Source organism: Nocardiopsis sp. iso_40 (assembly GCF_056173285.1).
The window spans coordinates 4,217,838-4,243,346 of record NZ_CM149666.1; the positions used below are offsets into that span (position 1 = coordinate 4,217,838).

At 71.4% G+C, this 25,509-nt stretch carries 25 protein-coding genes and 1 tRNA gene; 11 read left to right on the forward strand and 15 right to left on the reverse strand.

Annotated features, from left to right (window positions below; genetic code table 11):
• Window positions 1-10: 10 nt before the first annotated feature.
• The 4 genes from AC0VYD_RS18375 to AC0VYD_RS18390 form a co-directional block, all read right to left on the reverse strand.
• A complete protein-coding gene (locus AC0VYD_RS18375; RefSeq protein ID WP_475476722.1) occupies window positions 11-139 on the reverse strand; it encodes a hypothetical protein in 129 nt (42 codons plus the stop codon).
• 12 nt (window positions 140-151) lie between these two features.
• On the reverse strand, window positions 152-433 hold the full coding sequence (locus tag AC0VYD_RS18380; RefSeq protein WP_475476723.1) for a hypothetical protein: 282 nt from the start codon (window positions 431-433) through the stop codon (window positions 152-154).
• Between the two features lie 9 nt (window positions 434-442).
• Complete coding sequence (locus tag AC0VYD_RS18385; protein ID WP_475476724.1) at window positions 443-1,231, reverse strand: PhzF family phenazine biosynthesis protein; 789 nt, start codon at window positions 1,229-1,231, stop codon at window positions 443-445.
• 87 nt (window positions 1,232-1,318) lie between these two features.
• Entirely contained in the window at window positions 1,319-1,759 is a 441-nt protein-coding gene (locus AC0VYD_RS18390; RefSeq protein ID WP_452541599.1) for an Lrp/AsnC family transcriptional regulator, read from the reverse strand.
• Window positions 1,760-1,892: 133 nt separating this feature from the next.
• Here AC0VYD_RS18390 and AC0VYD_RS18395 point away from each other — a divergent pair, with 133 nt between their 5' ends.
• From AC0VYD_RS18395 to AC0VYD_RS18405, 3 genes are all read left to right on the forward strand, one after another.
• Entirely contained in the window at window positions 1,893-2,990 is a 1,098-nt protein-coding gene (locus AC0VYD_RS18395) for a thiamine pyrophosphate-dependent enzyme (RefSeq protein ID WP_475476725.1), read from the forward strand.
• Window positions 2,991-3,096: 106 nt separating this feature from the next.
• Entirely contained in the window at window positions 3,097-4,080 is a 984-nt protein-coding gene (locus tag AC0VYD_RS18400; protein ID WP_475476726.1) for an alpha-ketoacid dehydrogenase subunit beta, read from the forward strand.
• Window positions 4,077-5,468, forward strand: coding sequence for a dihydrolipoamide acetyltransferase family protein (locus AC0VYD_RS18405; protein WP_475476727.1), 1,392 nt, complete (start codon window positions 4,077-4,079; stop codon window positions 5,466-5,468). The genes AC0VYD_RS18400 and AC0VYD_RS18405 overlap by 4 nt, the downstream gene beginning before the upstream one ends.
• Window positions 5,469-5,677: 209 nt before the next feature.
• Here AC0VYD_RS18405 and AC0VYD_RS18410 read toward each other — a convergent pair whose 3' ends face one another.
• From AC0VYD_RS18410 to AC0VYD_RS18420, 3 genes are all read right to left on the reverse strand, one after another.
• Entirely contained in the window at window positions 5,678-6,553 is an 876-nt protein-coding gene (locus AC0VYD_RS18410; RefSeq protein ID WP_475476728.1) for a hypothetical protein, read from the reverse strand.
• A gap of 696 nt (window positions 6,554-7,249) precedes the next feature.
• Window positions 7,250-8,488: a kynureninase gene (gene kynU, locus AC0VYD_RS18415; protein ID WP_475476729.1), complete on the reverse strand. Its 1,239-nt coding sequence runs from the start codon at window positions 8,486-8,488 to the stop codon at window positions 7,250-7,252.
• Between the two features lie 71 nt (window positions 8,489-8,559).
• Window positions 8,560-9,465: a tryptophan 2,3-dioxygenase gene (locus tag AC0VYD_RS18420; protein WP_475476730.1), complete on the reverse strand. Its 906-nt coding sequence runs from the start codon at window positions 9,463-9,465 to the stop codon at window positions 8,560-8,562.
• Between the two features lie 203 nt (window positions 9,466-9,668).
• Here AC0VYD_RS18420 and AC0VYD_RS18425 point away from each other — a divergent pair, with 203 nt between their 5' ends.
• Window positions 9,669-10,136, forward strand: a complete 468-nt coding sequence (locus tag AC0VYD_RS18425; RefSeq protein WP_473038741.1) for a winged helix-turn-helix transcriptional regulator — start codon at window positions 9,669-9,671, stop codon at window positions 10,134-10,136.
• Complete coding sequence (locus tag AC0VYD_RS18430) at window positions 10,133-10,405, forward strand: DUF4031 domain-containing protein (protein ID WP_475476731.1); 273 nt, start codon at window positions 10,133-10,135, stop codon at window positions 10,403-10,405. Before AC0VYD_RS18425 ends, AC0VYD_RS18430 begins: the two co-directional genes overlap by 4 nt.
• Window positions 10,406-10,466: 61 nt before the next feature.
• On the opposite strand, the gene AC0VYD_RS18435 is transcribed toward AC0VYD_RS18430, so the two are convergent.
• Genes AC0VYD_RS18435 through AC0VYD_RS18445 form a run of 3 tightly spaced genes read right to left on the reverse strand, consistent with a single transcriptional unit; the run spans window position 10,467 to window position 13,462 of the window.
• Window positions 10,467-11,150, reverse strand: a complete 684-nt coding sequence (locus tag AC0VYD_RS18435) for an HD domain-containing protein (RefSeq protein WP_475476732.1) — start codon at window positions 11,148-11,150, stop codon at window positions 10,467-10,469.
• Window positions 11,147-11,809 carry a response regulator gene (locus AC0VYD_RS18440; protein WP_475476733.1) on the reverse strand — a complete coding sequence of 221 codons (663 nt, stop codon included), beginning with the start codon at window positions 11,807-11,809 and terminating at the stop codon, window positions 11,147-11,149. The genes AC0VYD_RS18435 and AC0VYD_RS18440 overlap by 4 nt, the downstream gene beginning before the upstream one ends.
• Window positions 11,810-11,863: 54 nt before the next feature.
• A complete protein-coding gene (locus tag AC0VYD_RS18445; RefSeq protein WP_475476734.1) occupies window positions 11,864-13,462 on the reverse strand; it encodes a sensor histidine kinase in 1,599 nt (532 codons plus the stop codon).
• A 142-nt stretch (window positions 13,463-13,604) separates the two neighbouring features.
• Here AC0VYD_RS18445 and AC0VYD_RS18450 point away from each other — a divergent pair, with 142 nt between their 5' ends.
• Window positions 13,605-14,864 (forward strand): MFS transporter, encoded by a 1,260-nt coding sequence (locus AC0VYD_RS18450; protein ID WP_475476735.1) that lies wholly within the window; start codon window positions 13,605-13,607, stop codon window positions 14,862-14,864.
• 71 nt (window positions 14,865-14,935) lie between these two features.
• Entirely contained in the window at window positions 14,936-15,400 is a 465-nt protein-coding gene (locus tag AC0VYD_RS18455) for a VOC family protein (protein ID WP_475476736.1), read from the forward strand.
• A gap of 78 nt (window positions 15,401-15,478) precedes the next feature.
• Here AC0VYD_RS18455 and AC0VYD_RS18460 read toward each other — a convergent pair whose 3' ends face one another.
• On the reverse strand, window positions 15,479-16,249 hold the full coding sequence (locus tag AC0VYD_RS18460) for a DeoR/GlpR family DNA-binding transcription regulator (RefSeq protein WP_191272528.1): 771 nt from the start codon (window positions 16,247-16,249) through the stop codon (window positions 15,479-15,481).
• Window positions 16,250-16,483: 234 nt separating this feature from the next.
• Here AC0VYD_RS18460 and AC0VYD_RS18465 point away from each other — a divergent pair, with 234 nt between their 5' ends.
• Window positions 16,484-17,206: a glycerophosphodiester phosphodiesterase gene (locus AC0VYD_RS18465; protein WP_475476737.1), complete on the forward strand. Its 723-nt coding sequence runs from the start codon at window positions 16,484-16,486 to the stop codon at window positions 17,204-17,206.
• An 82-nt stretch (window positions 17,207-17,288) separates the two neighbouring features.
• A complete protein-coding gene (locus tag AC0VYD_RS18470; RefSeq protein ID WP_475476738.1) occupies window positions 17,289-17,909 on the forward strand; it encodes a TetR/AcrR family transcriptional regulator in 621 nt (206 codons plus the stop codon).
• Window positions 17,910-17,925: 16 nt separating this feature from the next.
• On the opposite strand, the gene AC0VYD_RS18475 is transcribed toward AC0VYD_RS18470, so the two are convergent.
• Together AC0VYD_RS18475 and AC0VYD_RS18480 are read right to left on the reverse strand one after the other, a co-directional pair.
• Entirely contained in the window at window positions 17,926-19,836 is a 1,911-nt protein-coding gene (locus AC0VYD_RS18475; protein ID WP_475476739.1) for a GDSL-type esterase/lipase family protein, read from the reverse strand.
• Between the two features lie 353 nt (window positions 19,837-20,189).
• Window positions 20,190-20,263: transfer RNA gene (locus tag AC0VYD_RS18480), tRNA-Ile, on the reverse strand.
• 261 nt (window positions 20,264-20,524) lie between these two features.
• On the opposite strand from AC0VYD_RS18480, the gene AC0VYD_RS18485 reads away from it, so the two are divergent.
• Window positions 20,525-21,514: a malate dehydrogenase gene (locus AC0VYD_RS18485; RefSeq protein ID WP_473038734.1), complete on the forward strand. Its 990-nt coding sequence runs from the start codon at window positions 20,525-20,527 to the stop codon at window positions 21,512-21,514.
• 188 nt (window positions 21,515-21,702) lie between these two features.
• Window positions 21,703-24,195, forward strand: a complete 2,493-nt coding sequence (locus AC0VYD_RS18490) for a DUF3516 domain-containing protein (RefSeq protein WP_473040888.1) — start codon at window positions 21,703-21,705, stop codon at window positions 24,193-24,195.
• Between the two features lie 58 nt (window positions 24,196-24,253).
• Here the strand turns inward: AC0VYD_RS18490 and AC0VYD_RS18495 are convergent, their stop codons facing one another.
• Window positions 24,254-24,742 (reverse strand): cytidine/deoxycytidylate deaminase family protein, encoded by a 489-nt coding sequence (locus tag AC0VYD_RS18495; RefSeq protein WP_475476740.1) that lies wholly within the window; start codon window positions 24,740-24,742, stop codon window positions 24,254-24,256.
• A complete protein-coding gene (locus tag AC0VYD_RS18500) occupies window positions 24,739-25,443 on the reverse strand; it encodes a RibD family protein (protein ID WP_475476741.1) in 705 nt (234 codons plus the stop codon). Before AC0VYD_RS18500 ends, AC0VYD_RS18495 begins: the two co-directional genes overlap by 4 nt.
• Between the last annotated feature and the right edge of the window lie 66 nt (window positions 25,444-25,509).

Below are 25,509 nucleotides of genomic sequence, written 5' to 3' on the forward strand. Positions count from 1 at the left end.
ACAGAACGAATCAGGCGATAGCCGCCCGGAACGCCCGGTCGTGCTGGTCAACCGGAGTGTCCTCCAGGTCCGCGACGAACACCGCCACCGGCTGCCCGCCCCTCTCCCCGATCTCCGCGGCCAGCCTCTTCCACTCCACGAGGTTGGGGTGCTAGAGCTCGGCGCAGGCCCCGGCCGGGGCCAGGGCGCCGATGGCCGCACCGAGACGGTCGGGGGTGAGCTCGTAGGTGGCGGTGCCGGAGGCGTGCCCGCACTCGACGGCCAGGACGACGGCGGGCAGCGGGCTCGTACCGACGTTGGTCAGCCCGAAGACGGTCTCCCCGTCCCGGTGCACGCCCACCCCGTAGGCCGCGGGACGCCGCCAGCCCTCGTGCCCGGCCTCCAGCCGCTCACGCGCGGCGTTGATATCTTCCCGGGTTCTCCACTGCTCCACGGGGCCTCCTCACAGGTTCAGGTTTCCGGTCGCGACGGTAACAGCGTCGCCACCGATGAGGACCCGGTCCCCTGCCAGGCGCAGGTGCAGGTCACCACCGCGCCGGGAGGCCTGGTGGGCGAGGAGCTCTGTGCGGCCGAGGCGCTCGGCCCAGAACGGGGCCAGGACGGTGTGCGCGCTGCCCGTCACCGGGTCCTCCGCGATGCCCACGCTGGGAGCGAAGAAGCGGGAGACGATGTCGGGTCCGTCCTCTCCGCGTGCGGTGACGATGACCCCGCGGGCGCGGATCCCGGAGAGCCGGGTCTGGTCGGGGGCGAGGGACCGGACCGCGGCCTCGTCGGCGAGTTCGACGAGGAGGTCGTCGGTACCGCCGCGGCCGACCCACAGCGGCTCGGCGCCGAGCGCCTGCGCCAGCCCCTCCGGCGCCTCCATCCCGGTGGCGGGGCGGGCGGGGAAGTCCATCCAGAGCTTGCCGTCCCTCTGCTCGACGGTCAGGATCCCGCTGCGCGTGGTGAACCGGTACGGACCCGCGACACCGAGTTCGGTGAGGGCGTGCGCGGTGGCCAGGGTGGCGTGCCCGCACAGGGCGACCTCGGTGGCCGGGGTGAACCAGCGCAGCTCGAAGTCGGCGTCGGGGTCCTCCACCCGGCGGGCGAAGGCGGTCTCGGAGAGGTTGAACTCCGCGGCGACCCCCTGGGCCCAGGAGTCGGCGTAGGGCTCGTCCAGGACGAGGACGGCGGCGGGGTTGCCGTAGAGGGGACGGTCGGTGAAGGCGTCGACGACGCGGTACTCGTGCATGGGTCCATTCTGTCGAATGGACCGGGGCGCCCAAGGGCCAATCCCGAGTGAAATGGTCCCTGTCTGGGAGGCCACCGAGAACGATCCCTACTGGAGGTGGGGCTCGTCCAGGATGAACATGGTCTGCGTGCTCTTCACCTCGGGCAGGCGCTGGAGCCGCTCCAGGACGAAGGTGCGCAGGGCCGCGGCGTCGGCCACCCGGACCAGCAGGAGGAGGTCCACGTCGCCGGAGACGAGGGCGGCGTGGTCGACCTCGGGGATGTCGCGCAGGTAGCCGCGGAACCTCTCCCAGGAGTGCTGTTCGATCCGCACCGAGACGTAGGCGGAGAGCGCGGTGCCGTACTTCTCGGGGTCGATGACGGCGGTGTAGCCCCTGATCACCCCCTCGTCGCGCAGGCGTTCGAGGCGGGAGTAGGCGTTGGCCCGGGAGATGTGCGCGCGTTCGGCGACGGCGCGGATGGACATACGGCCGTCGTCGCGCAGGAGGGCGATGATCCGACGGTCGGTGTCGTCCAGCTGCACGGCCATGTGTCTTACCTCATACCGTCCGTATCATGGACAAGTTAGATGATTTGTGACTTGAGGGGTCCTACCGAGCAGTTCGTCCAGCATCGGCGTGGAGCCATCGACAATATGGGGTGATTCGCCTCATATTCAAGACATGAAGCACACCGATGAGCGATCTCGTCCGGTTCCTCCCCTGCCCTCCCAGGAACCGGTCCGCCTGGTGGACCGACACGGCCGACGTCACGAACACTCCTCGTTCACCGCTCCCGACCACGCCGTGCTCGCCGAACTCCACCGGGCCATGGTCATCGGACGCCGCTTCAACCAGCAGGCCAGCACCCTCGCCAGGCAGGGCCGCCTCGCGGTCTACCCGTCCTCGAAGGGTCAGGAGGCCGCCCAGGTCGGCGGGGTGCTGGCACTGTCCGAGCAGGACTGGCTCTTCCCCAGCTACCGGGACAGCGTCGCCATGGTCACCCACGGGGTCGACCCGGTGAAGACGCTCACCCTCTTCCGCGGCGACTGGCACTCGGGCTACAACCCGCACCACTACCGCTGCGCGCCCCAGTGCACCCCGCTGGCCACCAACGCCTCCCACGCGGTCGGCCTGACCTACGCCGCCCGGCGCAAGGGCCGCGACGTGGCCGCCCTGGTCCTCATGGGCGACGGTGCCACGAGCGAGGGCGACGCACACGAGGCCTACAACTTCGCCGCCGTGTGGAACACCCCCGTGGTCTTCCTCATCCAGAACAACCACTGGGCGATCAGCGTCCCGGTCCACCGGCAGAGCGCGGCCCCCACCCTGGCGCACAGGGCCGTCGGCTACGGCATCCGCGGGTACAACGTGGACGGCAACGACGCCGCCGCGGTACACGCCGTCGTCGCGCACGCCCTGGCCGAGGCACGCTCCGGACACGGTCCCGCGATCGTGGAGGCGCTCACCTACCGGGTGGACCCGCACACCAACTCGGACGCTCCGCAGCGCTACCGCGACCCCGCCGAGGTCGCCTACTGGTCCGAGCGCGACCCCCTGATCCGTCTGGAGGCCCTGCTGCGCAACGAGCAGATCGTCGACGACGGCCTCCTGGAGATCTACGAACGCGACGCGGAACGGGTCGCCGGGACGGTCCGCGAACGGATGGCCGGGCAGGACCGGCTCGACCCGGCCTCCCTCTTCACCGACGTGTACGCCACCGTTCCCCCCGCACTGGAACGACAACGGCGGGACCTGGCGGAGGAACTTCGGGAGGTCTGAGATGGCGCACACGTCCCCCACCGCATCGGACGCCGCAACCGGACCGGCTGCCTCGGGCGCATCGGCCGCACCAGGCGCAACGAGCCCGCCGGAACCCGAGGCCACCATGGGAGCGGCGCTCAACCAGGCCCTGCGCGACGCCCTGGCCGAGGACCCCGACGTGGTGGTCTACGGGGAGGACGTCGGCCCGCTGGGCGGGGTCTTCCGGGTCACGGACGGCCTGACCGCGGACTTCGGCGAGGAGCGGTGCTTCGACTCGCCGCTGGCCGAGTCCGGGATCGTGGGCACCGCGATCGGCATGGCCATGTACGGGATGCGGCCCGTGGTGGAGATGCAGTTCGACGCCTTCGCCTACCCCGCCTTCGAGCAGGTCGTCTCGCACCTGGCCAAGATGCGCAACCGGACCCGCGGCGCCCTCGCCCTGCCGGTGGTGATCAGGATTCCCTACGGCGGCGGCATCGGCGGCGTGGAGCACCACAGCGACTCCTCCGAGGCCTACTACACGCACACGCCCGGGCTGCGCGTGGTCACCCCCGGCACCCCCGCCGACGCCTACTCCATGCTGCGCGAGGCGATCGCCTGCGACGACCCGGTGGTGTTCCTGGAACCCAAACGGCGCTACTGGGCCAGGCAGTCCGTGGGGCTCCCGGTGCGCACCGAGCCGATGGCGCGGTCCGTGGTGCGCCGTTCGGGGACCGACCTCACACTCATCGCCTACGGCCCCATGCTGGAGACCGCCCTGGAGGCCGCCGAGCAGGCTGCCGCGGAGGGGCGCGAGGCCGAGGTCGTGGACCTGCGCCAACTGGCCCCGTTCGACGACGCCACGGTGACCGCCTCGGTCCGGCGCACCGGCCGCGCGGTGGTGGTGCACGAGGCCTCGGTCTTCGGCGGTTACGGGGCCGAGGTGGCCGCGCGCGTCACCGAGCAGTGCTTCCACTATCTGGAGGCCCCGGTGCTGCGGGTGGGCGGACTGGACGTCCCCTACCCGCCGCCGAAGCTGGAGGAACACCACCTGCCCGGGGTCGATCGGATCCTGGCCGCGGTGGACCGCCTGCAGTGGGAGTCGCAGTGGACGGAGGACCGCGGATGAGCGAGGCGGGCGCCGCCGCCTTCTCCCTCCCCGACCTGGGCGAGGGGCTGACCGAGGCGGAGATCGTCTCCTGGCTGGTCGCGGTCGGTGACGAGATCGCCGTGGACCAGCCCGTGGCCGAGGTGGAGACCGCCAAGGCCTCGGTGGAGGTCCCCTCCCCCTACGGTGGCACCGTCACCGGGCTGCACGGCGCGGTGGGCGAGGTGGTCGCGGTCGGCGCGCCCCTGATCACCGTCGCACCGGCCGCTGCCCCCTCCGAGCCGGGCGACGGGGCCCCGGCGAACACACGGACCACCGTGCCGGACGCACGGGAGGACCCCGGACCCGCGGGCGGCAACGGCGCCGCCGGAAGTGACGCGGGTTCGGGAGCCGTCCTGGTGGGTTACGGCACGGGACGGGGCACGCGGTCCACACGCCGCCGTGCCCGCGGGGAGGGCGGGCCGTCCCGGTCAACGGCGACCGGTGGCCCGCCCGCAACCCCCGCCGAACCCCTGCCCGGAGGGGAGGGAACCACCGGGAAGGAACCGACCCGGGTGGTGTCTCCGCTGGTCCGGCGACTGGCCAGGGAACACGGGATCGACGTGGCGGAGCTGCACGGCAGTGGGGAGAACGGCCTGGTCCTGCGCCGGGACGTGCGGGCCCGCATCGAGGCGTCCGCACCTTCGCCCGCCGTCGGTCCCCCGCCCGCCGAACCCGGTACCCACCGCGTCCCGCTGCGCGGCGCGCACCGGAGCATGGCCGAGCACCTGTCCCGGTCCCGACGGGAGATCCCCGAGGCGACCGTGTGGGTGGACGCCGACGCCACCGGCATGCTGGAGCTGCGCGAACAGCTCAACGAGACAGCCCCGGACCGGCCGGTGAGCGTCCTGGCCCTGGTGGCGCGGTTCGCGCTGCTGGGCCTGACCCGTTTCCCCGATCTCAACGCGCACTTCGACACCGCCCGCCAGGAACTGGTGCGCCACGAGGCCGTGCACCTGGGGTTCGCGGCGCAGACCCCGCGCGGTCTCGTGGTCCCGGTGGTCCGCGGGGCCCACTCCCTGACCACCCGAGAGCTCTCCGCCCGGTTGGGCGAGCGCGCCGAGGCCGCCCGAAGCGGCGTGCTCGCCCCCGCCGACCTGGGCGGCGGGACGTTCACGGTGAACAACTACGGGGTTTTCGGCGTGGACGGGTCAGCCGCGATCATCAACCATCCGGAGGTGGCGATCCTCGGTGTGGGCCGGATCCTGCGCCGCCCGTGGGTGGTCGGCGACGACGTGCGCCCCCGCCCGGTGGTGGAGCTGACCCTGGCCTTCGACCACCGGGTGTGCGACGGCGGCGTCGCGGGCGGTTTCCTGCGGCTGGTCGCGGACTGCGTGGAACGCCCCCACCTGCTCCTCGGGGACCTCTGAACGTTCCGGCTCCCGGGAGCACGGGCCTGCGGGCGCACCGGACACACCAGGGGCCGCGGTCGGTGACCGCGGCCCCTGGTGGCCCTGCCCGCTCCCCCCCGGAGACCTGCCCCTTCGGGAGTCTTCTGTTCCCCCGCCAGGAGGAACACCTGGCTCGACGGACTCCCGGGGTCACGGATGACCCGGGTGGGGCCGGGGGTGGTTCTGCGTTACCTGCGGCGCAGCCTGTCGATCAGCGAGCTGATGCCGTGGCGTCCGGTGCCGGCGGCCATCAGGCCCTTGCCGCTGTCGTCGTCGGCACCGGCGTGGGCGCCGGCGGGGCGACGGGTCCAGGCGAAGAACAGGGCGACGAGGATCGCGGGGATGATCGCCAGGGTCAGCAGACCGGCGGCGGAGGGGGTGCCCTCGGCTCCCATCAGGCCGAAGCCGGACAGGTCGTTGGCAGCGGTCTCGGCGGTGACGCCGGTGTCGGAGTCCTCCTGCTCGTCGGTGGCGGGAGCCTCGTCCTGCTGCTCCTGCTCCTCGGCGTCCTCGGAGTTCTCGTCGCCGGAGTCCTCGGTGGACTCCTCCTCGGCCGTCTCCTCCTCGGTCGCCTCAGCCTCCTCTTCCTCCTCGGACTCCTCCTGGGGGAGGTGCTCCTCGGGGATGGGGGAGACGGCGTTCTCGCACTTGTTCCCGGGCTGCTGGAACGGGTGGGGAGCGCCCTCGGTCCCGTGACCGTCGCCCCATTCGGTGATGTAGTACTCGACCTCGGCGTGACCGTTGCCGCCGCTGACGACGAGGGTCTGCTCGTCGAAGCTCTCACCCATCATGTCGGCGAAGGTCTTGCCGTCGATGTCGAGGAGGACGTCGCAGTCGTGGGAGGGGACGCCCGGGCCGCGGTCGCCGATGAAGAAGTCGTACTGCTCGCCCTCGTGGACGATGTAGCCCTCGGTGCCCAGGGGCCAGCTGGGGCTGGAGAAGAGGCCCTTCTGCATGGGCTCGCCGCCTGCGGGAGCTCCGGTGTCACCGTTGATGCCGGAACCGTCGTCCCAGAAGTAGGTCGCGGTGACTTCGCCGTGCTGAATGGGAGTTTCGTTGCTCATGAAGTATTAGCCAGGTTGACGACAGAGGCCGAGAAGACCGGGGCATGACGCGTCAGGGCACACGGGCGCACAGGTCTGCACTCCGGGGCCGGGGTCATGCCATGGGGCGTCCCGCGTCGCTGGCGGCGAGTGGCGGGTGGGAGCGGGGGGCCGGATCGGCTCCGCCGGACAGCTGCGCGTGGATTCGCGCTGCTCGCTCCCCGAGAGAAACAACGGGGTCTCGATTCCCTTGCGGCACGCAGGCCGGTCAAGGGCTCGGCACCGGTTCGCCAAAGGTCAATAACGAACCGGTCACGAAGGACACTAACCCAGGCTTTGGCAAAGTGCCGAAGGATTCCGAGTAAAATGACAATACGTATTTGGACAATTACGATTTGCTGCCGCTCGCAAATGGCCCCGGAAACACGAAAACCCCTGGTGACAGGGGTTTGCGGGCCTGTCCGAGGACGGCGGACAGGCCCGCGAGTGGTCCTCGTCATAAACCGGTACGAGTGGTGCCGGGCGGGTCAGAACCGGCTGAGAGGCCACATACGCGCCAGTAGGTCACGGAAACGGGACCCGGTCGGCACGGGCCGGGGGGAGAACGCTACGGCAAAGGAAACGTCATCGTGGTAATGGACGGGGTCACGTGCGGGTGCCCCGTACCAGGTGAACGTCAAGGACTCCCCGGAGGGTTGCCCTGCCGGGGAGTCGGGGTCAGGTCACCTGGGACCTGCGGTTGAAGCGCTCGGCACGCCACTCCCCCGAGGCCACGACCTCGACCAGGGCGGTCGCGGCGTCGTAGACGTCCACGTAGCGCAGGTAGAGCGGGGTGAATCCGAAGCGCATGACGTCCGGAGCGCGGAAGTCACCGATCACGCCCCGCTCGATCAGCGCCTGCACGATCGGGTAACCGGCGCCCTCCTCCGGCTGGAGCAGGGCGACCTGGCTGCCGCGCCGGTCGTGCTCGGCCGGGGTGATCGACGCCAGGCCCACCGAGGCGGCCCTGGCCAGGAACAGGTCGGTCATGGCCAGGCTCTTCGCCCGGACCTGGGCCAGGTCGGCCTTGGCCCACACGTCCAGCCCCGCCTCCAGGGCGGCGTCGGCCACCAGGGGCTGCGAACCGCTGAGGAAGCGGGAGACCCCCGGGGCGGGTTCGTAGTCGGGGGTGAAGTCGAAGGGGCGGGCGTGCCCGTGCCAGCCGCTGAGCGGCTGGTCCGCGGCGGCGTGGTGGCGGCGGGCCGCGTACAGGAAGGCGGGTGCGCCGGGGCCGCCGTTGAGGTACTTGTACGTGCACCCCACCGCGAAGTCCGCTCCGCTGCCGGACAGGTCGACGGGCACCGCGCCGACGCTGTGGCACAGGTCCCAGACCACCAGGGCGCCGTGCTCGTGGGCCAGCCGGGTGATGCCCGCCATGTCGCGCAGGACACCGCTGCGGTAGTCCACGTGGCTGAGCAGCAGGACGGCGACGTCGCCCCGGGCCAGGGCCTCGGCCAGTTCCGGGCCGTCGGGGTCGATCCGGCGCTGCTCGGCGCCGGCCAGGCCGACCGCCCCCTCGGCGACGTACAGGTCGGTCGGGAAGTTGCCCGCCTCACCCAGCACCACTCTGCGGTCGGACAGGCGCAACGCCGCCACCAGGGTCTTGAACAGGTTGGCGGAGGTGCCGTCACCGACGACCACCTCTTCGGGGTCGGCCCCGACCAGGGGTGCCACCTTGGCGCCCAGGGTGCGCGGTTTGTCCCACCAGCCGGCGTCGTTCCAACTGCGGATGAGGTCCTGGCCCCACTCGCGCTCGATCATGTCGGCGACCCGGGCGGGGGTGTCGCGGGGCAGCGCGCCCAACGAGTTCCCGTCCAGGTAGATCACCCCTTCGGGGAGGACGAACTCCTCGCGGAGGGCGGCGAGGGGGTCGGCCGCGTCCAGGGCGGCGCACTCCTCACGGGTGGTGGGCGTCATCGGGTCCTGCTTCCTTGCGAAGGTGGTGCTGTGAACTGGGTGCGGGGTGCCGGGGCTGGCCGTGCGGTCGCTCAGATGGTGCTGCGCAGGGACCACAGCTCCGGGAAGACGTCCTGTTCGGCGTTGCGGGCCAGCCAGTTGAGCCCGTTGGAGCCGCCGCTGCCCGGCTTGCCCCCCATGGTGCGCTTGACCGCGACCAGGTGGAGCTGACGCCATCGTGTCACCCGCTCGGCGACATCGACCAGCGCCTCGGCCAGCAGGAACAGCTCGTTTCCGGGGCGGTCGTCGGAGTAGACCCCGATCCAGGCCTGTTCGACCTCGGCGGAGGGTTCGTAGTCGGCGGTCCAGTCGCGCTCGGCGCTGCCGTCCGGGACGGGCAGGCCCCGGCGGTGCAGCAGACGCAGCGCCGCGTCGTACAGGCTGGGGCGCTCCAGCAGAGTGGTGAGTTCGGTGACGACTCCGCTCATGGCCTTGTGCGGGCGGATCATGGCGGCGGACTTGTTGCCCAGCAGGAACTCGAGCTTGCGGTAGCTGTACGACTGGAAGCCCGAGGCCTCCCCGAAGGCGTCGCGGAACCGGTTGAACTGGGTCGGGGTCATGTCCCCGAGCAGGGCCCAGGAGCTGTTGAGCACGTCCTGGGCGTTGCAGGCGCTGCGCAGCCAGGCCACGGCGCCGGGGACGTCGTCGCCCTCCATCGCGTCCCGGGCGGCCTCCCAGCGTTCCTGGACGAGGGCGAACAGCAGCTCCATCACCTGGGTGGTGATGATGAAGGCGGACTCCGCGGGCTCCTTGGTGCGCGGGTTCTGCAGGCTGAGGAGGGTGTCGATCCCGACGTAGTCGACGTAGGGCGTGTTCTGGTCGAAGGCCAGGGTCGGCTTTCCCCCGTTGCTCTCGGCCCTGCCGGCACGGGCCGCCTCGGCGTCGGTGTCCTCGGCCGGAGCGTACGGGCACTGCTGGGCGGACGTGGTGGAGAGCATTGGGACTACCCCTCGTGTACTGCGCGACTTCGGTGGTCACACGCGCCGTGCCGCGACCGGGAGGCCCCGCGCACGGCAGCGTGAGCGTGAACTCACATACTCGGACAAATTACCGCTGGAAGGAATGGCCGCTGACGACACAAGTCGGGCATTGGCTTAGTATTCGTAACGGGAAACCACCATCGGCTTTGGGAACGCAAAATATGGCCTCACGACTGGCAACCCCATTGGACAGCGTTGACCAGCGGATCCTCAACGAGCTCCAGCAGGACGGGCGGCTCTCCTTCAACGAGCTCTCCCGCAGGGTGAACCTCTCCGCGCCCGCCGTGGCCGACCGCGTCCGCCGGCTGACCGACCGCGGGGTGATCACCGGCTACCACGCACACGTGGACCCGGCCGCGGCCGGGCTCCCGGTGACCGCGCTGGTGCGGATGGAGTGCTTCGGCGCGCACTGCCTGCTGCGTGAACGGTCCTCGCTGGAACTGCCGGAGATCCTCCAGGTGCACCGCGTCACAGGGGACGCCTGCTGCGTCCTGCTGATCGCGGTGCGCTCCATGGAGCACTTCGAGGAGGTCATCGACCAGCTCGCCGAGCACGGCCGCCCATCCAGCACCATGGTCCTGTCCAGCCCGGTGCCCTGGCGCGCCGTGACCGCCCCGGGAGCGCAGTGAGCATCCTGATCGACAGCCCCGTCTGGCCGGGCCCGCGCGGCTGGCGCTTCGCACACCTGGTGAGCGACAGCTCCTACGCCGAACTCCACTCCTTCGCGCGCGACCTCGGCGTCGACCCGCGCGCCTTCGAACGGGACCACTACGACATCCCCGAACACCTGCACGCCCGCGCGCTGGAACTGGGCGCCGAGCACGTCAGCGGCCGCGAGATCGTCACCCGTCTGCGCGCGGCGGGGCTTCGCCGCCCCAAGCACCCGCGGCCCGTCTGAGCCCCGGGGCGCGAAGGCCGGGCCAGGCGGTTCCGTCCGGGGCGCCCCGGCCCGTCCCCGGTCAGTGCGGGGGCGGTTCCCCGGCACCGCCACGGCTGAGGCGGTCGATCTCGGCGAGCATGTTGGACCTGGCCCTGGGCTCCCAGTGCGTCCGGCCGAAGGTGGTGTGGAAGATGTGCGGGGCCTCCAGCAGGGACCGCAGAACCTCCAGCCGCCCCGCCCGGAACGCCCCGTCGGGTACGTGCCGGTACTCGGCCCGGACCGCCGCGGTGTAGACGAGGTACTCCTCGGGCCCGGCGGCCAGGGTGGACAGGTCGGCGTCGGAGAGCACCGCGCCGTCGGCGTCCCGGGGACCGGGCCGGTGGTCCTTGGTGACCCCCACCAGGCGCACCACCTCGGCGATCCGCTCCGGGTCCTGCCCCATCAGGGAGAGCAGCCGTTCGGCCAGCGCCGCGCTCTCGTCCTCGTCCTGTCCGGGGCGCCCCTCGTAGACGGCGTCGTGGAACCAGACCGCGTAACGCACCGCGTCCACGTCGTGGGCCTCCTCCCGCAGGACCTCGACGGCGCGCAGAGCGCTCCACAGGTGGCTGAGCGTGTGGTAGCGGCGGTGCTCCTCGCTCCATCGGTCGAGCAACTCCTCCCCGACCGCCCTGGCATCGACGCCCGCCCCCGCCAGGCGCCTCCAGGACTCCGCGAGCAGGGTGGCCTCCTCCCGCGGGAGGCCGGAACGGCCCGGTCCCCTCATCGGGCGGACTCACCCGCCAGTCCCGCCTCGTGGGCGAGGATGGCGGCCTGCACGCGGTTCTTCATGCCCAACCGGTTGAGGATGGCGCTCACGTAGCTCTTGACGGTGCCCTCGACCAGGAAGAGCCGTTCGGCGATGTCGGCGTTGGACAGCCCCGCCCCGACCAGGGCGAGCACGTCCCGTTCCCGTTCGGTGAGCCCGGCCAGGCGCTCCGCGGCCGCCGCCTCCCTGGCCGCCCGGCCGCCGCCGAACTGCGCGATCACCTGACGCGCCACCTGCGGGGACAGGTAGGCTCCGCCCTCGGCAACCGCGTGCACCCCGGAGACGAGCTCGCGCGGGTCACCGGCCTTGAGCAGGAACCCGCTGGCCCCGTCGCCGAGCGCCTGGGAGATGTAGCTGTCCTCGCCGAAGGTCGTCAGGATCACGACCCTGGTCTCCGGAGCCACCCGGCGGATCTCCGCGGTGGCCGCCAGGCCGTCCATCCGGGGCATCCGGATGTCCAGCAGCGCGACATCCGGCCGGTGGGACAGCACCAGCTCCACCGCCTCGCGCCCGTCGGCCGCCTCCGCGACCACCTCGATCTCCGGATCACTCTGCACGATCGCCCGCACACCCGCACGGATCATCGCCTCGTCGTCTGCGAGCAGCACCCTGATCACGGACGCGCCCTCCTCAAGCATCGGTTGTCCGGAAAGCATCCCACAGCGGCGGTCTCACCGGCTTTCCAACCGCTCCTTGGCGGTCAGCACCCCTCCCTCGAAGCAGAGCTGGTAGAAGACCACTCCCTCGTCGAACATTCCCGAGCTGCTGCGGTAGTGGTCGCAGTCCGGGTCCGCGGACACGAAGTCCGCCAACTGGTCATCGCTCATCCCGGACGGATACGGGGGCAGCACCCGGGCGAGGTCCTCCTCGCTGTCGCCGACGGAGATCGAGGCGAAGTCCTCCGGCGGCAGGGTGGTGTCCTCCAGAACCCGGGCGATGAGGGCGTAGACCACCCCGACCACCAGCATGACGACGACGACCGGCGTGACGACCAGTGCCGTGGTCCACGGCCGGACCCTGCGACGGGCCGCCCGTTGGAGTTCGTCGATCGCCTCGGCACCGCCCTCCTCCCCGTCCGCGGCCACCGAGCCGCCGTTCAGGGGCAGGGCCGCGCACACCTGCCAGCCCTCCTCGTGCGGGCCGACGGTGAAGGAACCGCCCACCAGCCGGACGCGTTCGCGCAGGCCGGTGAGCCCGTGCCCGCCGCTGACCGCGGGTACCGGCCCCCGCCCCCGGGCCGCGGTGTTGGTGACCCGCACCCGCAGCAGGGCGTCGTCCGCGCTCAGCCGCACGGTCACCGGAGCGCCCGGCGCGTACTTGGTGGCGTTGGTCAGGGACTCCTGCACGACCCGGTAGGCGGCGCGGTCCACCATCGGCGGTAGTTCGCCGACAGCCCCCTCGCTCACGAGCGTGACCCGGACCCCGGAGTCACGGGCGCGTTCGACCAGGGCGGCGACGCTCTCCCCCGCAGGGGCGGTGGGAGCGGCTTCGGGCTCACTGTCTGCGCGCAGCACCCCGATGATCTCGCGCAGGTGCGCGGTGGCCGAGACGGCGGTGGCGCGCAGGTCGGCGACCTCCCGCCGGTGCCCCTCCCCCAGGTCCGGGGACACCTCCAGGGCCCCGGCCCGCAGGGCGATCAGGCTGAGTTCGTGGCCGAGCGAGTCGTGCATGTCCTGGGCGATCCGCGAGCGCTCCCGCAGTCGGGCCTGTTCTGCGGTGAGCCGCTGTTCGTGCTGGAGCTGCCGGGCGTGCTCCCATCCGGCGGCGCCCAGTTCGAGGTGCTGGCGCCGGTAGACCCCCACCAGCCAGGGCAGGGCCGTGCAGAACACCAGAGCGGTCGCGGCGGTGACCCACAGCCCCGGGGTCTGTTCGCGCACGCTCAGCACGTACACCGCGACCGCCAGGGACAGGAGCACGAAGAGCAGTACGGCGAGCCAGCCCCGGGACGAACGGCGTCCGGCGAGATAGGACACACAGGTCAGCAGGACCAGGAAGGACTGGCCCGAGAGGGTGACGAACACGGCCAGGCAGGGGGCCAGCAGGGGGTAGGTGCGGGTGAGCACGATGGTCAGCCCCGCCAGGGCCGCGAAGACGAACGCCCTCGCCATGACGTCGTAGCCCACGGCCGCGAAGGCGAAGAACTCGGCGGTCAGCAGCAGGCACACCCCGAGCCACAGCAGCACGTCCCGCACGAGGGCGCCCCTGGTGGGCCAGCCGGGAGCGGGGGTCAGGGTCCGGCGCACGCCCCGGGACAGTTCGGCGTAGTCCATGGGGGGAACCTACACAGCCCGCGCGGGGTCCGCCTCACCCGCGGAAGCGGGCTCCCGTACCCCTCCCGCGACAGTCCGCCTATCATGGGATGGTTTGCGGCCGAGGGCGACGGCAAGGCAACACGACACAGAACGAGGCTGGATGTCACCTCTGGAAACCCTGCGGCGGATGAACCGGATCGCCGGTTGGCCCCTGCTCCTCGCCACCTTCCTGGCCCGGCTGCCCGTCTCGATGACCCTGATCGGGCTGCTCACCCTCGTCACCAGCACCACCGGGAGCGTCGCCGCGGCCGGGCTGGTCTCGGGTGCCTTCGCACTCGGCGAGACCGTGGGCGGACCGGTCATCGCCCGCTTCGCCGACCGGCACGGGCAACGCGTCCCGGTCCTGGCCGCCGCCGTCCTCGACGCCGCGCTGATCGCCCTCCTCGTCGCCGCCGTCACGACCGGTGCGCCCCTGCCCGCCCTGGTGGCGCTCGCCGCCGTCGGCGGGCTGTGCATGCCCCAGGTGGGGCCGATGGCACGCACCCGCTGGGTGGTACTGATCCGGAAGGGTGCCGCCCGGGGAGCGGAGCGCGAACGCTCGGTGTCGGCCGCGATGTCCGTGGAGGGCGTTCTGGACGAGGCCTCGTTCGTCCTGGGCCCCGCTCTGGTCGGCCTGCTCACCCTCACCATCTCGCCCTCGGCGAGCGTGCTCGGCGCGGCCGTCCTGATCGGTGTGTTCGGGGCCGTGTTCGCCCTGCACCCCACCGCCCCCGCCGGGTCGGCCCCCGTGCGCGGGGCCGCGGGCCGCATCGCCCGCCCGGCGCTGCTCCTGCTCGCCGTGCCGATGTTCTGCCAGGGCCTGTTCTTCGGCGGAATGTCCACCGGGGTGACCGCCTTCGCGGACAACGCCGGGCACGGCGACCTGTCCGGTCTGATGTACGCGGTGATGGGCTCCAGCAGCGCCGTCGCCGGCCTGATGATGGCCTCGCTGCCGGTGGGCTTCTCACTGACCGCCCGGACGCGGGTGGCCGCGGGCGGTCTGGCCCTGCTCACCCTCCCGCTGTACCTGGACCACGGGCCGGCGACCCTCGCGGTCACCATCCTCGTCCTGGGGGCGGCGATCGGACCGCACCTGGTGAGCCTGTTCGGGCTGATCGAGCGGGCCGCCCCGCCCAGCCGCCTGTCGCAGTCGATGGCGATCATCCTGAGCAGCCTGATCCTGGGGCAGTCCCTGGGTTCCATGGTCTCGGGCGCCCTGGCCGACTCATACGGGCACCAGGGTGCGTTCGCGCTGGCCACGGCGGGCGGTGTGATCTCGTTCGCGGTGACCACCCTGGTGCTGCGCGGCCGTTGGTACGAGCGCGGGGCCTCGGGCCCCGAGGCCCCCGTGACCAAGGACACCGGGGTCACCGTGACCTGAGGTGTTAAGTACGCGTTAAGGAGTCGCACGGAGGGCGCCGGGCTCGTCTAGCCTCGGGAAACGTGCTTGAGATGTTCAAGGCGCTGGCTCCACGCGCCCGCCTCCGCTTCGCCCCCTCGCCTTCCGCTCCGCCGCTGACCGGTCTGGGGCGTGTGACGCTCTCCGTGCGCGACCACGAGGAGAGCGCGCACTTCTACCGCTCCGTCCTCGGCTTCCGCGCGCAGCGACGGGAGTGCCGGGACGGGGTCATGCGCACCGGGTTCAGCCACCCCTGCGGTGCGCTCATCGACCTCGTCCAGTACCCGGACAACTTCAAGGGGCGCTTCGACCACCGCCGCTGCGGCCTGGACCGCCTCACCCTGACCGTGGCCAACCTGGGCCACCTGGAGGCATGGGAGGACCGCTTCACCCGGCTGGAGGTGGAGCACACCCCCGTCTTCCACAGCGAGGAGGGGTCCACCCTGGTCTTCCACGACCCCGACGGCACCGAGCTGGCCCTGTTCGCCCCCGCCGAACTCGACGCCGGGGAGGACTGAGGCCGCCCGCGGACGGCTCTCCCCGGGGGCTGCCGGTCACCCCCCGGCCGACGGCGCCCCTCCCGGGCACGCACCGGGTCAGTCGCTCCCCACCGTCCTCAGGCGCACGTCGCGCTCACCGAGCTCCTCCACCGCGGAGCGCGGCAGCCGGTCGTCGGTGATGATCAGGTCGAACTCCTCCAGGCGGGCCACCCTGAAGGTGCCGAACTTGCCGTACTTGGTGCTGTCCACCACCAGGACGCTCTTGGAGGCGATGCGCAGCAGTTCCTGCTTGGCGATCACCTTGGCCTCGGAGGGGGTCGTCGAACCGCGCTCGGCGTCCCAGGAACTGCTCGCGATGAACGCGAGGTCGACGTTGACCTGACGCAGGAAGTCCGCCGTGAACTGACCGACCGAGGAGTGGTCGGAGTGCGACACCACGCCCCCGGTGTGGATCAACTCGATCCCCGGGTACTCCATCAGGTGTCCGACGACGTTGAAGTCGCTGGTGATGACGGTCAGCCCCACCTTGTCGGTGAGCAGCGGCACCATCTGGAGGGTGGTGGTGCCCGCGTCGAGGTAGATGGTGAAGTTCTCCCGCACCAGCTCGGCGGCGGCACGCGCTATCGCCCGCTTGGCGGGCACCTCCAACTGGGCCTTGGCCAGGTAGGACGGCTCGCTCTTGAGCCGGGCGGCCAGCCGCACGCCACCGGTGACCGACAGGACCTTGCCGTCGTTCTCCAGGGCCTGGATGTCGCGGCGTACCGTCATGTGGGAGACGGACAGCATCGACGTGAGCTCGTTGATACTCAACACGTGCCGCTCCTGGAGGAGCTTCAGGATGTGCTCTCGCCGTTGGTCCGGGATCATCGTTCGCCTCACACTCGGGGGCCGGCCTGACGGGCGCCGTGCGGTCACGACACCCGGTAACAAAGTTTCCCAGGTCGCTGCGTCCGGAACAGCGCCCACACGACGTGAGACCGCTCGCAATCCCGGTGCTGCGGCCCCGCGCACCGCGCCGCGCTGGCGGGCATCGGGCCGTCTTGGTAGGCGTTTTTCCTGTTTACGCCACATGCCGCGATGCTTTTTGCCACTCTTGACTGTATGACGCTGTCCATCGCACTACGCGGAGACACCGCACGATTCCCGGGCAACACGCTCCCGGCCCTGCGTTCAGCTTTGCGCGCCGGAGCCGACCTGGTCAAGATCGACGTCCACCTGACCTCGGACGGGTACCCGGTCCTGGTGGACGAGCGCGTCGTGACCGCCCCGGGCTCCCCGCCCCGCCAGATCGGGGAGCTGACCCTGGCCGAGGTCGCCGCGACCCGCGACGACGTGGAACGGCGGGTGCCCACGCTGATGGAGGTGTTGGCCGAGTTCTGCGGCCGGGACGCCTCCCCGCTGTTGGTCGACGCGGCCGCTCCGGAGGCCGCGCTGGCCGCCGACACGGTCCTGCGTGAGCACGGCTTCGGCGACCAGGCGCTGTTCACCGGCCCCCTGGAGACGCTCCAGGCCCTGCGGGGCCGCCGCCCCGACGCACGGCTGATGCTGGCGTGGGACCAGCCCGGTCCGCCGCCGGAGGAGTTGGTACGCCCGTTGCGCCCGGCGTTCCTGGGAACGCACTACACCCTGTTGGACCGGGAGACCGTGGGTGAGATACACCGGTTCGGCTATCGGATCGCCGCCTGGACGGTGAACGAGTTCCCGGAGATGGCCCGCCTGATCGGCATGGGCGTGGACGCCCTCGCCACCGAACGCGTCGACGACCTGGTGTCGTTGACCACCGGACGGGCACAGGGCACGGCCGTCGCACCGGGCCCGGCCTGAACCCGCGCCCCCGCGGGCGGGGCGCCTGCAAGACCACCGACCCGCGTCCATTCGACGCAGAACAACCACGAGAAACCGAAGGATGACGGCCGACCTCTCCCCTCACGCGCTCCGCACGACGGCCCCCGTACTGGACTGCGCGGCCCGGCTGTTCGCCGAACACGGTTCCCGGGGCATGGCCATGTCCGACCTGGCCCGCCGGCTCGCCGCCGAGACCGGCACCGACGCGGCGTGCCTGAGGCGCGCCTTCCCCACCAGGTTCGACCTGTCCTACGCCGTCGTGTTGCGCGCCACCCGCGAACGCGTCAACGGCCAACTGGCCGCCGACGTCCCCGCACGGGCGCCCACCGAACGCATGTCCGACCTCGTCCACCGGCACGTGGGCTCCGGCTGGAGGCACCGGACCGCCATCGCCCTCAGCCAGGAACTCCTACCGGCCCTGCGGGCCATCCACCCCGCCAGGCACCGCGAGGTCAGCTCACTGCACCGGGCCTTCCGCGAACACGTCCACGAGATCATCGCGGCCGGGGCCGCCGCCGACCAGTTCCGGATCCGCGACACCGGCAGGGCCACGGACACCGTCCTGGAAACCTTCGACTCACTCCTGCACTGGTACGACCCCGGGTCCGGGCTCAGCCTCGACGACCTCGGCGGGGTCTACGTCGACCTGGTGATCCACCACCACCTGCGCGGCCCGCGCTGACCGCACCCAGACCGGGTCAGCCGCCGACCAGCTGGTACAGGTCCACCGACTCCGCGATCGCCCGCAACCCGGCCTCGTTGGGGTGCAGGTGATCGCCGGAGTCGTACTCCGGGCGCAGCCTCTCCGGAGCCTGCGGGTCACGCAGCACCCGGTCGAAGTCCCACACCCCGTCGAAGAGCGGGTCCGGGTCCAGGGCCTGTTCCCGCAGGTGGGCGTTGACCCGCTGCCGCCCCTGTTCCACCTCGGCGGTGCAGCGGGACTCCCCCGCGCACGGCACCAGGGTCGCCACGAACACCCGCACGCCGTACTCGTGCGCGGTGTCGGCCAGGCGCCCCAGCCCCGCCACCACCACGTCCGGGGGCACGCCCCAGCGCAGATCGTTGATCCCCGCGAAGACCACCACCGACTCCACCCCGTTCTGGGAGAACACGTCGCGCTGTGCCCGGTGCAGCATGCTCACGCCGCTGGAGTAGGCGGACACTCCCTCCCCCGGGTAGCCGTCCGAGGTGACCCGGTTGCCCGCGATCCCGAGGTTGAGCACTCCCAGGTTCGGCAGGTCCGCACTGGCGTGCAGGCGTGAACTGAGCACGTCGGGCCAGCGTGTGTAGGTGTCCCGGCCGGAGCCGATGCCGTCGGTGATGGAGTCGCCGTAGGCCACCACCGTGCCCGGCCCGTCGACCACCTCGATCCCGGTGAGGAAGGGCCACTGCTCCACCACACCCGTGAACGGCTGTCCCGTCCTGTCCAGGGTCTGGTCCCCGCTGCCCGGAACACTCGTGTAGTTGGTGTCCACCGACGCGTAGTGGATCGGGGCGGCCGTCACCCGTTCGGGCAGGTGGATGCTGACCAGGACCTCGGTCTGCGGCGGCAGGAGGATCTCGACCGGGTCGCTGATCAGCCTTCCCCCGGCCGGGATCACCGCTTCGGGGTCCCCGTCGAAGGTGAGCGCCACCGCCTCGCCCCGGGTCGCAGCCCCTTCCGAGCGCAGCGCTACCGAGGCCGCGCCGAGGGAGACGGGACGGGAGGCGAAGGTGTTGTCGAACCGGATCCGTGCCTTGCGGCCGCCAGTGGTGGTGCGCGCCGTCAGACGCAGCGTCTGGTCCTGCCAGGGGCCCACCTCCGAGTATCCGGAGGTGGCCCGGGCCCAGGTCCCGGTCCACGCCTGCTCCGCCGGACGCGCCCCCACGGAGAACACGTGCAGCCTCGCCTCGCCGTCGCGGACCGTGGGTAGGACGACGTGGTCGATCTCGCGGTGGGGGTCCACCGGGACGGAGCGGGCGTACAGGCGCACGGCGCCGATGGCGCCCTGTCCGAAGCCCGTGGCCGAGTTGGCGTAGGGCAGGGACAGTGCCGCGTCACCGGCCGGCCCGGCCGCCCAGTCCGGCACCGCGAGCGGGAAGTCCTGGGTGCTGCCGTCGGCGTAGACCACCCGCCCGGAACCACGGACGTCCGCGCCGGTGCCGTCGGTCCTGGTGCCGGTCACCAGGAAGGTCAGGGAGCGCAGGCGGGCGGGTTCGGAGGCGAGCGCCACGGACTGGCCGTCCGAGACCAGGTGGTCGGGGCGGCCCGGACCGTAGGCGGGCAGGTCGAGCGGTGTGTCCAGGAGGAAGACCTCACCCGAGGGGTGCCATCCAGCGGCGGCGAGGGCACGGGCGGACAGGCTGTTGCCCGCCCCGTCGAGGTCCGCGGTGCCCGCGGACCCGTCCTGGGAGATACCGACTCGGTCCAGCAGTTCGGCCAGCGGTCGGGCCACGGGTTCGTCCTGTCGGCCGGAGGGCCGGGCGGTCACGTCCGAGGTGACCGTGGTGTTGAAGGCGGCCAGGACGAGCAGGACCACTGCGGCGACGGAGACGCCCCTGAGGATGTGGTCCCAGACCGAGCTCCGCCGGTGTGTGTCGTCTGTCCCCGTTCGGCCCCCGTCCACCACACGCCTTCCTCCCCGGCTGCACCTGTCCGCTGAACTGTCCGACGGCCCCGGCCGTGCGGTGGTTTCTGAGACGCGTGACACGGCGGTCTCCGACCGGCGGCCAGTTTAGGGGAGGGCCTCGTCCGGCTGCGTGGAGGAAGGGTTCCGACGTTGTCCGTTTACGGACGCGAACACGGCCTTCACTGGACGTGCGCATCCCGAAAACCAGAAAAAGAAGCCATTCGGACAAACGTCACGAAAAGCGAGAGAGGCGACACACCCCACCCCGGCGCAAGAATTGGAAGGGTGGTGCACCGACGGCCGAGGAGAGCCGTCAGCGCGGCGTGGAGGGGGTTCCACGCTGGTGAGAGGGGTAGGCCGGGCAGGACTCGAACCCGCGACCCAGGGATTATGAGTCCCCTGCTCTAACCAACTGAGCTACCGGCCCTCCGTCGTCAGCAAACGTCATCCTAACAGGATGCGTCCGCCGTTTCCGCGCCGTAAATCCGTTGCCCCACAGGGGTTGACCGTGACCGGGACAACGCGCGAACCGCTTGGGAGCACCTGGGTCACGACGGCCGCCGGGGAGCGGTCTAGGGTGGGACGGTGCGGCGCGCGCCTGGCCGTACCCCCTGGGCCCGGCACCGGAGCCGCTTCGAACCCGTTGGTAACATCGCGGGTCGCACACCGTCGTCAGGAGAGTTCACGCATGTCCAAAGCACCCGTCAACATCACCGTCACCGGCGCTGCCGGCCAGATCGGCTACGCCCTCCTGTTCCGGATCGCCTCCGGCCAGCTGCTCGGCGCCGACACCCCGGTGAAGCTGCGCCTGCTGGAGATCCCGCAGGCCGTCAAGGCCGCCGAGGGCACGGCGATGGAGCTTGACGACTGCGCCTTCCCGCTGCTCCAGGGCATCGACATCTTCGACGACGCCAACAAGGCGTTCGAGGGTGCCAACGTCGGCCTGCTGGTCGGCGCCCGCCCCCGCGGCAAGGGCATGGAGCGCGGCGACCTGCTCCAGGCCAACGGCGGCATCTTCAAGCCCCAGGGTGAGGCGATCAACGCCGGCGCCGCCGACGACATCCGCGTCCTGGTGGTCGGCAACCCCGCCAACACCAACGCCCTGATCGCGCAGAGCCACGCCCCGGACGTCCCGGCCGAGCGCTTCACCGCGATGACGCGCCTGGACCACAACCGTGCGCTGACCCAGCTCGCCAAGAAGCTGAACGTGTCGATCAACGACATCAAGAAGCTCACGATCTGGGGCAACCACTCCGCCACCCAGTACCCCGACCTGTTCAACGCCGAGGTCAACGGCGCCAACGCCGCCAAGGCCGTCGGTGACCAGGCCTGGCTGGAGAACGACTTCATCCCGACCGTCGCCAAGCGCGGCGCCGCCATCATCGAGGCCCGCGGCGCCTCCTCGGCCGCCTCGGCCGCCAACGCCGCCATCGACCACGTCCACGACTGGGTCAACGGCACCCCCGAGGGCGACTGGACCTCCGCGGCCATCCCCTCCGACGGTTCCTACGGCGTCCCCGAGGGCCTCATCTCCTCCTTCCCCGTCACCTCCAAGAACGGCCGGTGGGAGATCGTGCAGGGCCTGGAGATCGACGAGTTCTCCCGCGGCCGCATCGACGCTTCGGTGCAGGAGCTCGTCGAGGAGCGCGACACCGTGAAGCAGCTCGGCCTGGTCTGAGGACGCTCCCGGCCGCTCCGGTCCGGTCCCTGACGACCGTTCGGGCGACGGCGGGCACGCCCCCGCCACGGGGGCGTGCCCGCCGTGTCGTGCGGACCCGCCCCGGAGCCGCTGAGGGGACGGACACCGCCTCGTGTCCCGAAAGGGGTCGGGGAGCGGGCAGTATAGAGACCGTGAGTCTCATTGATGTGCTTCCGGCCGAACCAGAACCCGACTCCCTCTTCGAGGCGTTCGCTTTGTGGGCCGAGGAGCGGGGCCTCACCCTCTACCCGCACCAGGAGGAGGCCCTCATCGAGGTCGTCTCCGGGTCGAACGTCATCCTCAACACGCCCACCGGCTCCGGTAAGAGCATGGTCGCCACCGGCGCCCTGTTCGCCGCCCTGGCCCGGGACGAGTGCGCGTTCTACACCGCGCCCATCAAGGCGCTGGTGTCGGAGAAGTTCTTCGACCTGTGCAAGATCTTCGGCACCGAGAACGTCGGCATGATGACCGGCGACGCCAGCGTCAACTCCGACGCCCCCATCGTGTGCTGCACGGCGGAGGTGCTCGCCCAGATCGCCCTGGCGGAGGGCGCCGACGCCGACATCAACACCGTCGTCATGGACGAGTTCCACTTCTACGCCGAGCCCGACCGCGGATGGGCCTGGCAGGTCCCCCTGCTGGAGATGCCCCAGGCGCAGTTCCTGCTGATGTCCGCCACCCTCGGGGACGTGAGCCGGTTCGAGGAGGACCTGGAGAAGCGCACCGGACGGTCGACCGCCGTGGTCGCCTCCGCCGAGCGCCCCGTCCCCCTCTACTACGACTACCGGACCACGCCGCTGCACGAGACCCTCGAGGAGCTTCTCGGCAACGGCGACGCCCCCGTGTACATCGTGCACTTCACCCAGGCACAGGCCGTGGAACGCGCGCAGTCGCTGACCAGCATCAACATGTGCACCAAGGAGGAGAAGGCGAAGATCGCCGAGGAGATCGGCAACTTCCGCTTCACCACCAAGTTCGGGCGCAACCTGTCCAGGTACGTGCGGCACGGTATCGGCGTCCACCACGCCGGGATGCTGCCCAAGTACCGCCGCCTGGTCGAGCGGTTGGCCCAGGCGGGACTGCTCAAGGTCATCTGCGGCACCGACACCCTGGGGGTGGGCGTGAACGTGCCCATCCGCACCGTGCTGTTCACCGCGCTGAGCAAGTACGACGGTGTACGGGTGCGCCGGCTCCGCGCGCGCGAGTTCCACCAGATCGCCGGGCGCGCCGGACGAGCGGGCTTCGACACCGTCGGCAACGTGGTCGCCCAGGCCCCCGAATACGTGATCGAGAACGAGAAGGCGCTGGCCAAGGCCGGCGACGACACCAAGAAACGGCGCAAGGTGGTGCGCAAGAAGGCCCCCGAGGGGTTCGTCTCCTGGGACGAGGCCACCTTCCGCAAACTCATCGAGGCCGACCCCGAGCCGCTCAACTCGCGTTTCAGGGTGAGCAACGCGATGCTGCTGAGCGTGATCGCGCGGCCGGGCAACTGCTTCACCGCGATGAAGCACCTGCTCACCGAGAACCACGACGACCGCAGGACGCAGCGCCGCCACATCCACGAGGCGATCGCCATCTACCGGTCGCTGCTGGACGGCGGGATCGTGGAGACCCTGCCCGAACCGGACGACCAGGGCCGCACCGCGCGCCTCACCGTGGACCTGCAGGCCGACTTCGCGCTCAACCAGCCGCTGTCCACGTTCGCGCTGGCCGCCCTGGACCTGTTGGACGCGGAGTCCGCGACCTACCCGCTGGACGTGCTCACCGTGGTGGAGTCCACCCTGGACAACCCCCGCCAGATCCTCGGCGCCCAGCTCAACAAGGCCCGCGGCGAGGCCGTCCAGGAGATGAAGATGGACGGCATCGAGTACGACGAGCGCATGGAGCGGTTGGAGGAGGTCGACTACCCCAAGCCGTTGGAGGAGCTCCTCGACCACGCCTACGAGGTCTACCGGCGCGGTCACCCCTGGGTGGGCGACCACCCGCTCCAGCCCAAGACCGTCGCCCGCGACATGTACGAGCGAGCGATGAACTTCGTCGAGTACGTGGGCCACTACGAGCTGGCCCGCTCCGAGGGGCTGGTGCTGCGCTACCTGGCCAGCGCCTACAAGGCGCTCAACCAGACGGTGCCGGACGACGCCAAGACCGAGGAGCTGCGGGACCTCATCGAGTGGCTGGGCGAGCTGGTGCGCCAGGTCGACTCCAGCCTCCTGGACGAGTGGGAGCAGCTCACCAACCCCGAGGAGGAGGTCGAGGGCGAGACGGCGGAGACCGAGGAGAAGGTCCGCCCGGTCACCGCGAACGCCCGGGCCTTCCGTGTGCTGGTCCGCAACGAGATGTTCCGCCGGGTGGAGCTGGCCTCCCGGCGCCGCTACGGCGACCTGGGCAAGCTGTCCGAGGACGACGAGTGGACCGGCGAGGAGTGGGCCGAGGCCGTGGAGGCGTACTACGCCGAGCACGACGAGATCGGCACCGGACCGGACGCGCGCGGCCCGAAGATGCTCCTCATCGAGGAGGAGGACGACATCTGGCGGGTCCGCCAGATCCTCGCCGACCCGGCCGGGGACCACGACTGGGGCATCAGCGCCGAAGTCGACCTGGCCGCCTCCAACGCCGAGGGCCGCGCGGTGGTCCACGTGACGGACGTGAACCGGCTTTAGCCCGGGCTCCGTCCGCCTCCCGCCGGAGCCCGGACGGGCCCTGTCCGTGGCCGGGCGCTCAGCCGAGCAGGTGGGCGTTGACCTCGCGCACGGGTCCGGCGAGGTCGGGGCGCTCGACCACGGTCCGTCCGTCGGCGGCCAGGCGTTCGGCCCCGTCGCAGTCGACGAACAGGGCCGGTTCGCGCCAGGCCAGGACCACGCGCGGAATGGGTGTGGTGAGGATCAGGGCGCTGCAGGAGCGGGGGCGCGAGGAACGGGAACTGCACGGTTCCAGGGAGGAGTACATCGTCGCCCCGGCCAGCTCCGGCTCGTCGGGGTCGATCCCGCGCAGGGCCACCTCCTCGGCGTGGTCGTGCGGGTCGTCGCGGCGTGAGCGGCCCTCGCCCAGCACGCGGCCGTCCTCGGCCACCACGACGGCGCCCACGGAGAAGGCCGTGTCCGAGGGCGGGCAGGAACGGGACAGCTCCACCGCGCGCTCCAGCCAGTACCGGTCGGCCTCCCCCGCCGCCGGTGCTGGACCGCGGGCCTGCTCCGCCGCCTCGGTCACCGCCGCCCCTCCGTGGCCAGGCAGTACCTCAGGACGGCGATCCCGTCCAGGGAGCGGGCCTCCACCAGGCGCATCGGCGCCTGGGGGGTGTAGGGGTAGGAGCCCGGCATGACGAAGCGCGGAGCGTCCTCCTCACCCACCAGGAACGGGGCGACCGCCAGCCGGAGCTCGTCGACCAGCCCCGAGCCGAGGAACATCGTGTGGATGTGCCCGCCGCCCTCGACGAGCAGCCGGGTGACGCCCCGGTCGGCCAGGTCCGTCAGGATCGCGTCGGCGGTGGGCGGGTCGCCCGCGTCGACGACCTCGACGGGCGGGTCGGCGTCGGGGCGCCCGGCCAGGCACCGGGTCGCGGTGGCCACTCCGGAGCCGCCGGTGTAGACGACCGCGCCGGCGTCACCGGTGGAGAAGAAGCGCGCCCCGGGGTCCACGTCGCCGCCGCGGGTGACCACGGCCTTGAGCAGGTTCTCGGTACGCCCCTGCTCGGCGCGGCGCTCGCGCAGGACCGGGGAGCGCACGAGGAGCCGGGGGTTGTCGGCGCGCAGGGTCCCCGCGCCGACCAGGATCGCGTCGCATCCGGCGCGCAGCTCGTCGATTTCGGCGAAGTCCGCCTCGTTGGACAGGCGGAGGCGTTCGGGGCTGGTGTCGTCGATACGGCCGTCGATCGACATCGCGCAGCTCAGGATGGTGTAGGGACGGTCCATACCCCCAGGTTAACGGCGTTCGTGCACGCGGGGGCCGAGGATGCGCGCGTGGTGTGTCCCTCGCCG